Below are 7,289 nucleotides of genomic sequence, written 5' to 3' on the forward strand. Positions count from 1 at the left end.
TCTCCCGCGCAGCGGGGGAGGGCCGGGGAGGGGGCACCCCCGGTCGCACCGCGCCAATGCCAACCGAAGCAGGGTCGAAGTCGCACTTCGCACCTCGCACCTCGCACCTCGCACTTCGCACTCGTGAACGCGAATCGATGAAGAACCGATGACCATGGACACCTCCCCCCGGCGTGCCGGGCTCTCCGACGCCAAGCGCGCCCTGCTGGAGAAGCGCCTGCGCGGCGAGGCGCCCAGCCTGCGTCCGCGCGAGGTGGTCGGCCGCGTGGCGGGGCCCGGCCCCGAGCACCCGGCCTCGTTCGCCCAGGAGCGGATGTGGTTCCTCAGCCAGTTCACGCCGGGGAACCCCATGTACAACGTCCCCGTCGCCATCCTGGTGCCGGCCAGCATCGACCGCGAGGCGCTGGAGCGCGCCCTGACCGTGGTGGTGCGCCGGCACGAGGCGCTGCGCACCACCTTCCGCATGGACGCGGGCGGCGAGCTGAAGCAGGTGGTCCATCCCCCCTTCCCGGTGAAGGTGGAGGTGTTCGACCTCCGCCACCGCGTGGGCGGCGACTTCGCCAGGGACGTCGAGGCGCTGGTGGCCGAGGAGGGCTCGCGGCCGTTCGACGTGGCGCGCCTGCCGCTCTTCCGCGTCTCGCTCCTGCGCGTCTCCCAGGAGCACTACGCGCAGGTGGTGACCATGCACCACATCATCACCGACGGGTGGGCGTACCCGCTGGTGAACCGCGAGATGTTCGACCTCTACGAGGGCTTCGTCACCGGCAGCGTCCCCGAGCTCCCCGAGCCCACCCTGCGCTACGCCGACTACGCCGTGTGGCAGCGGCGCTACCTCACCGGCGAGACGCTGGATAAGCAGGTGAGCTTCTGGCGCGAGCACCTGCGGGGCGCGCCGCCGCTCGACCTCCCCGGCGACCGGCCGCGCCCGCCCGTGCTCACCTACCGCGGGCGCTTCCACCGCTTCCGCGTCCCGCTGGACGTCACCCGGCGGCTGCGCGAGATCTGCAGGGAGGAGGCGGCCACGCTCAACATGGTGCTGATGGCGGGCTTCTACGCCTTCCTGCAGAAGTACTCGGGGCAGGACGACATCGTGGTGGGCACCCTGCTCGGCAACCGCAGCCGCGCCGAGCTGGAGCAGGTGGTGGGCGTGTTCGTGAACACGGCGGCGCTCCGGATGGACCTCTCCGGCGACCCCGTGTTCCGCGACGTGGTGCGGCGGACGAAGAAGGTGGTGCTGGAGGCCGACCTGCACCAGGACCTGCCGTTCGAGAAGCTGGTGGACCTGCTGGGGGTGGAGCGCGACCTGAGCCGGCACCCCGTGTTCCAGGCGCTGTACTTCCACCACACCTTCGCCCGCTCGCACTTCGCGGAAGACACGGGAGACGAGCCGGGCGTGCTCCCCTCTCAGCCGATCTCGCCCGCCCACGAGGTGAGCCTGGTCGACACCGGCGTCGCCAAGTTCGACCTCCAGATCGCCACGATCGAGTTCCCCGACGGCCTGTCCGCCGTCGCCGAGTACTCCACCGACCTCTTCGACCCGGCGACGATGGCGCGCATGTGCGCCCACTTCGTCACCCTCCTCGACCACGCCGGCCGCGCGCCCGATTCGCGCCTCTCCCGGCTCTCGCTGCTGGGCGGCGACGAGCGCCGCGCGCTGCTGGAGGAGTGGGGCGTCGGCCCCGCGCTCGCCGCCCCCGCCGCCCCGCTGCACCGCCGCTTCGAGGCGCAGGCCGCGCGCACGCCCGGCGCCCTCGCCGTCGTCGCGGGCGGAGAGCGGCTGACCTACGGCGAGCTGGACGCGTGGGCGAACCGCGTCGCGGCGGAGCTGCGCTCGCGCGGCGCGGGGCCGGGGACCATCGTCGGCGTGGCGATGGAGCGCTCGGCCGCGCTGCCGGCGGCGCTGCTCGGCATCCTGAAGAGCGGCGCCGCCTACCTCCCGCTCGACCCGTCGTACCCGGCCGAGCGCGTCTCCTTCATGCTCTCCGACTCCGGCGCCGCGCTCGTCCTCACCGAGTCCGCGCTGCGAGACGCGCTCCCGGCGGACGCGCCCGAAGCCGTCCTCTGCCCGCCGCGCCCGTCCCCCGGCGAGACGGTGGAGCGCCCGGACGTCGCGGTCGCGCCGGCGGACCGCGCGTACCTGATCTACACGTCCGGCTCGACGGGGAGGCCGAAGGCGGTGGAGGTCGAGCACCGCGGCGCGTCCGCCTTCCTCGCCGCGATGGCCGCCGGGCCGGGGATCGCCGCGGGCGACGTGCTGCTCGCGGTGACCACCATCTCCTTCGACATCTCCGTGCTGGAGCTCTTCCTCCCGCTCGTCGCCGGCGCGCGCGTCGTCATCGCCAGTCGGGAAGAAGCGGCCGACGCGCCCGCGCTGGCCCGGCTGCTGGAGGCGGAGGGCGCCACCGCGATGCAGGCGACGCCGTCCACCTGGCGGATGCTGGTGCAGTCCGGCTGGGCGGGGCGCCCCTCGTTGCGCGTCCTCTCCGGCGGCGAGGCGCTCACCCCGGATCTCGCGGAAGACCTCCTCGCCCACGCGGGCGAGGTGTGGAACGTCTACGGACCCACGGAGACCACCGTCTGGTCAACCGCGCACCGCGTCGCGGAGCCGGGCGACGGCATCGTCCCCATCGGCCGGCCGGTCGCCGGCACGCGCGTCTACGTGCTGGACCGCGCGGGCGAGCCGTGTCCCGTGGGCGTCCCCGGCGAGCTGTGCATCGGCGGGGCGGGGGTGGCGCGCGGCTACCTGGGCCGCCCGGAGCTGACCGCCGAACGCTTCGTGCCCGACCCCTTCTCCGCCGCGCCCGGCGCGCGCATGTACCGCACGGGCGACCGGGTGCGCTGGCGGGCGGACGGCACGCTCGCCTTCCTGGGCCGCACCGACTTCCAGGTGAAGCTGCGCGGCCACCGGATCGAGCTGGGCGAGATCGAGTCCGTCCTGCTGCGCCACCCGGCCGTCGCCGCCGCCGCGGCCCTGGTGCGCGAGGACGTCCCCGGCGACCAGCGGCTGGCGGCGTACGTCGTCCCCGCCGCGGGAGGCGAGGCGCCCTCCGCGGACGATCTGCGCGCGTGGCTGAGGGAGCGTCTGCCCGAATACATGGTCCCCGGCGCCTTCGTGGCGCTGGAGAGCCTGCCGACGACCACCAGCGGCAAGGTGGACCGCCGCGCGCTCCCGGTCCCCGAGGCGCCCGCGGCCGCGGAGGACGAATTCGTCGCGCCGCGCAACGTGGTGGAGGAGATGCTGGCCGAGATCTGGGCCGAGGTGCTGCGCCGCGAGCCGATCGGCGTCACCGACAACTTCTTCCAGCTCGGCGGCCACTCGCTGCTGGCCACGCAGGTGATCTCGCGCGTGGCGCAGACGTTCGCGGTGGAGCTGCCGATCCGCGACTTCTTCGCCGCCCCCACCATCGCGGGCCTGGCGGAGGCGATCGAGGCCGCCGGCTCCCCCGTGCTCGAGCAGATGGTGTCCGAGCTGGAGGGCCTCTCCGCCGAAGAGATCGAGGCCCTGCTGGCCGAGGAAACGGCTTGACGGCAGGGGACAAAGGACAGCCTGCGGGACGGCTGGGAGGTGGCCCCCACGCGGAGGGGGAGGGCCGGGGAGGGGGCACCCCCGGTGGCGCCACGCCTACGTCAGCCGAAGCGGGATCGAAGTCGCACTTCGCACTTCGCACTTCGCACTTCGCACTCGTGAACGCGAATCGACCAGAGGACCGACGACCATGGACCCCTCCCCCCGGCGTGCCGGGCTCTCCGACGCCCGGCGCGCCCTGCTGGAGAAGCGCCTGCGCGGCGAGGCGTCCAGCCTGCGCCCGCGCGAGGTGGTCGGCCGCGTGGCGGGGCCCGGCCCCGAGCACCCCGCGTCTTTCGCGCAGGAGCGGATGTGGTTCCTCAGCCGGTTCATGCCGGGGAGCCCGATCTACAACATCCCCGTCGCGGTCCTGGTCCCGGTCGGCATCGACGTGCGGGCGCTGGAGCGCGCCCTCACCGTGGTGGTGCGCCGGCACGAGGCGCTGCGCACCACCTTCCGCATGGACGCGGGCGAGCTGAAGCAGGTGGTCCACCCCCCCTTCCCGGTGCAGGTGGAGGTGCTCGACGTCCGCCACCGCGTGGGCCCCGACTTCGCGCGGGACGTCGAGGCGCTGGTGGCCGAGGAGGGCTCGCGGCCGTTCGACCTGGCGCGCCTGCCCCTCTCCCGCGTCACGCTCCTGCGCGTCTCGGACGAGCACTGCGCGCTGGTGACCACCGTGCACCACATCGTCGCCGACGGGTGGGGGTGCGCGCTGGTGAACCGCGAGGTGTTCGACCTCTACGAGGGCTACGTCACCGGCAGCGTCCCCGAGCTCCCCGAGCCCACGCTCCGCTACGCCGACTACGCGGTGTGGCAGCGGCGCCACCTCACCGGCGAGACGCTGGAGAAGCAGGTGAGCTTCTGGCGCGAGCACCTGCGGGGCGCGCCGCCGCTCGAGCTTCCCGGCGACCGGCCGCGCCCGCCCGCGCTCACCTACCGCGGGCGCTTCCACCGCTTCCGCGTCCCGCCGGACGTCACCCGGCGCCTGCGCGAAGTCTGCAGACAGGAGGCGGCCACCCTCAACATGGTGGTGATGGCGGCATTCTACGTCCTCCTGCGGAAGTACTCGGGGCAGGACGACCTCGTGGTGGGCACCCTGCTCGGCAGCCGCGGCCGCGCGGAGCTGGAGCGGGTGGTGGGGATGTTCGTGAACACGGCGGCGCTCAGGATCGACCTCTCCGGCGACCCCGTGTTCCGCGACGTGGTGCGGCGGACGAAGCGGCTGGTGCTGGAGGCCGACCTGCACCAGGACCTGCCGTTCGAGAAGCTGGTGGACCTGCTGGGGGTGGAGCGCGACCTGAGCCGGCACCCCGTGTTCCAGGCGCTCTACTTCCACCAGACCTTCGTGCGCTCGCACTTCGCGGAAGGCGGCGGAGACGAGCCGGACGTGCTCCCCACCCGGCCGATCTCGCCGGCCCACGACCTGAACATGATGGACACCGGCGTCGCCAAGTTCGACCTGCAGCTCACCACCCTGGAGCTCGGCGAGGGGCTCTCCGCCTTCGCGGAGTACTCCACCGACCTCTTCGACCCGGCGACGATGGCGCGGATGTGCCGCCACTTCGTCACCCTCCTCGACCGCGCCGGCCGCGCGCCCGACTCGCGCCTTTCGGAGCTGTCGCTGCTGGGCGGCGACGAGCGCCGCACGCTGCTGGAGGAGTGGGGCGCCGGCCCCGCCCTCGACGTCCCGTCCGCCCCGCTGCACCGCCGCTTCGAGGCGCAGGCCGCGCGCACGCCGGACGCCCTCGCCGTGGTCGCGGGAAGCGGCCGCCTCACCTACCGCGAGATGGACGCGTGGGCGAACCGCATCGCGGCGGAGCTGCGCTCGCGCGGCGCGGCGCCGGGAGCGATCGTCGGCGTGGCGCTGGAGCGCTCGGCGGCGATGGTGGCGGCGCTGCTCGGCATCCTGAAGAGCGGCGCCGCCTACCTCCCGCTCGACCCGTCGTACCCGGCCGAGCGCGTCGCCTTCATGCTGGAGGATTCCGGCGCCGCGCTGGTGCTGGCCGACGCCCCGGCCGCGCCGCTCCCCGTGTCCGGGGCGCGGGTGATCCCCGTCCCCGCGCCGCCCGCGCCCGGCGAGGCGGTCGCGCCGGTCTCCGCCGGAGCCGCGCCGGGCGACCGCGCCTACCTGGTCTACACGTCGGGCTCGACGGGCCGTCCGAAGGCGGTGGAGGTCGAGCACCGCAACCTGTCGCACCTCCTGGCCTCCGTCGCCCACCAGCCGGGGATGCGCGCGGACGACGTGACGCTGGCGGTGACCACCATCTCCTTCGACGTCTCCGTCCCCGAGCTGTTCCTGCCGCTGGCGACCGGCGCGCGCGTGGTGGTCGCCGGGCCGGACGAGGTGGTGGACGGGCGGGCGCTGGCGCGGCTGATGGAGGCCGAGGGCGTGACGGTGATGCAGGCCACGCCCGCCGCCTGGCGGCTGCTGGTGCGGTCCGGCTGGGAGGGACGCCCCGGCCTGCGCGCCGTCGCCACGGGCGAGGCGCTGACGGCGGAGCTGGCGGAGGCGCTCCTCTCCCGCGCGGGCGAGGTGTGGAACCTCTACGGGCCCACCGAGATCACCGTCTGGGCGACGGCGCACCGCGTCACCGGGCCGGGCGACGGCATCGTCCCCATCGGCCGGCCGATGGCGAACGTGAGCGCCCGCGTGCTGGACCGCGCGGGCGAGCCGTCTCCCGTGGGCGTCCCCGGCGAGCTGTACGTCGGCGGCGGGGGCGTGGCGCGCGGCTACCTGGGCCGCCCGGGGCTGACCGCCGACCGCTTCGTGCCCGACCCCTTCTCCCCCGCGCCCGGCGCGCGCATGTACCGCACGGGCGACCGGGTGCGCTGGCGGGCGGACGGCACGCTGGAGTACCTGGGCCGCACCGACTTCCAGGTGAAGCTGCGCGGCCACCGCGTCGAGCTGGGCGAGATCGAGTCCGTCCTGCTGCGCCACCCGGCCGTCGCCGCCGCCGCGGCCCTGGTGCGCGAGGACGTCCCCGGCGACCAGCGGCTGGTGGCGTACTTCGTCCCCGCCGCGGGGAGCGAGGCGCCCTCCGCGGACGGCCTGCGCGCGTGGCTGAGGAAGCGGCTGCCGGAGTACATGGTCCCCGGCGCCTTCGTGGCGCTGGAGAGCCTGCCGACGACCACGAGCGGGAAGGTGGACCGCCGCGCGCTCCCGGTCCCCGAGGCGCCCGAGGCCGCGGAGGGCGGGTACGTCGCGCCGCGCAACCTGGTGGAGGAGATGCTGGCCGGGATCTGGGCCGAGGTGCTGCGCCGCGAGCCGATCGGGGTCACCGACAACTTCTTCCAGCTCGGCGGCCACTCGCTGCTCGCCACGCAGGTGATCTCGCGCGTGGCGCAGACGTTCGCGGTGGAGCTGCCGATCCGCGGCTTCTTCGCCGCCCCCACCATCGCCGGCCTGGCGGAGGCGATCGAGGCCGCCGGCTCCCCCGTGCTCGCGCAGATGGTGGCCGAGCTGGAGGGCCTCTCCGCCGAGGAGGTCGAGGCGCTGCTGGCCGAGTAGACCGCAGGGGACAGGGGATAGGGAACAGGGGACAGCCGGCACGATGGCTCCGATCCGCGCGAACGCTCGTAGGGGCGAGGCCTGCCTAAGGCCTGCCTCGCCCGCAGAGGCGGCCCCCGCGCGGATGGTGGCGGCGCGCGCAGTTCTCCCTCCCCCGCCCCGCTCCTGCGGGGCGGGGGAGGGCCGGGGAGGGGGCGCCCCCGCCGGCGCCCGCAC

2 protein-coding genes are annotated in these 7,289 nt (G+C 74.8%); both read left to right on the forward strand.

Translation table 11 applies throughout. The features are described 5' to 3' along the window. Window positions 1-148 precede the first annotated feature (148 nt). Complete coding sequence (locus VF746_25435) at window positions 149-3,526, forward strand: amino acid adenylation domain-containing protein (protein HEX8695784.1); 3,378 nt, start codon at window positions 149-151, stop codon at window positions 3,524-3,526. Window positions 3,527-3,716: 190 nt separating this feature from the next. Beyond that, window positions 3,717-7,073, forward strand: a complete 3,357-nt coding sequence (locus tag VF746_25440) for an amino acid adenylation domain-containing protein (GenBank protein ID HEX8695785.1) — start codon at window positions 3,717-3,719, stop codon at window positions 7,071-7,073. Window positions 7,074-7,289 lie beyond the last annotated feature (216 nt).

It is taken from the genome of Longimicrobium sp. (genome assembly GCA_036389795.1).
Lineage (GTDB): Bacteria > Gemmatimonadota > Gemmatimonadetes > Longimicrobiales > Longimicrobiaceae > Longimicrobium.

What these genes read in the sequence shown, in the direction of transcription:
- VF746_25435 (HEX8695784.1), top strand. Translation starts at nt 149, where the DNA reads ATGACCATGGACACCTCCCCCCGGCGTGCCGGGCTCTCCGACGCCAAG.
- VF746_25440 (HEX8695785.1), top strand. Translation starts at nt 3,717, where the DNA reads ATGGACCCCTCCCCCCGGCGTGCCGGGCTCTCCGACGCCCGGCGCGCC.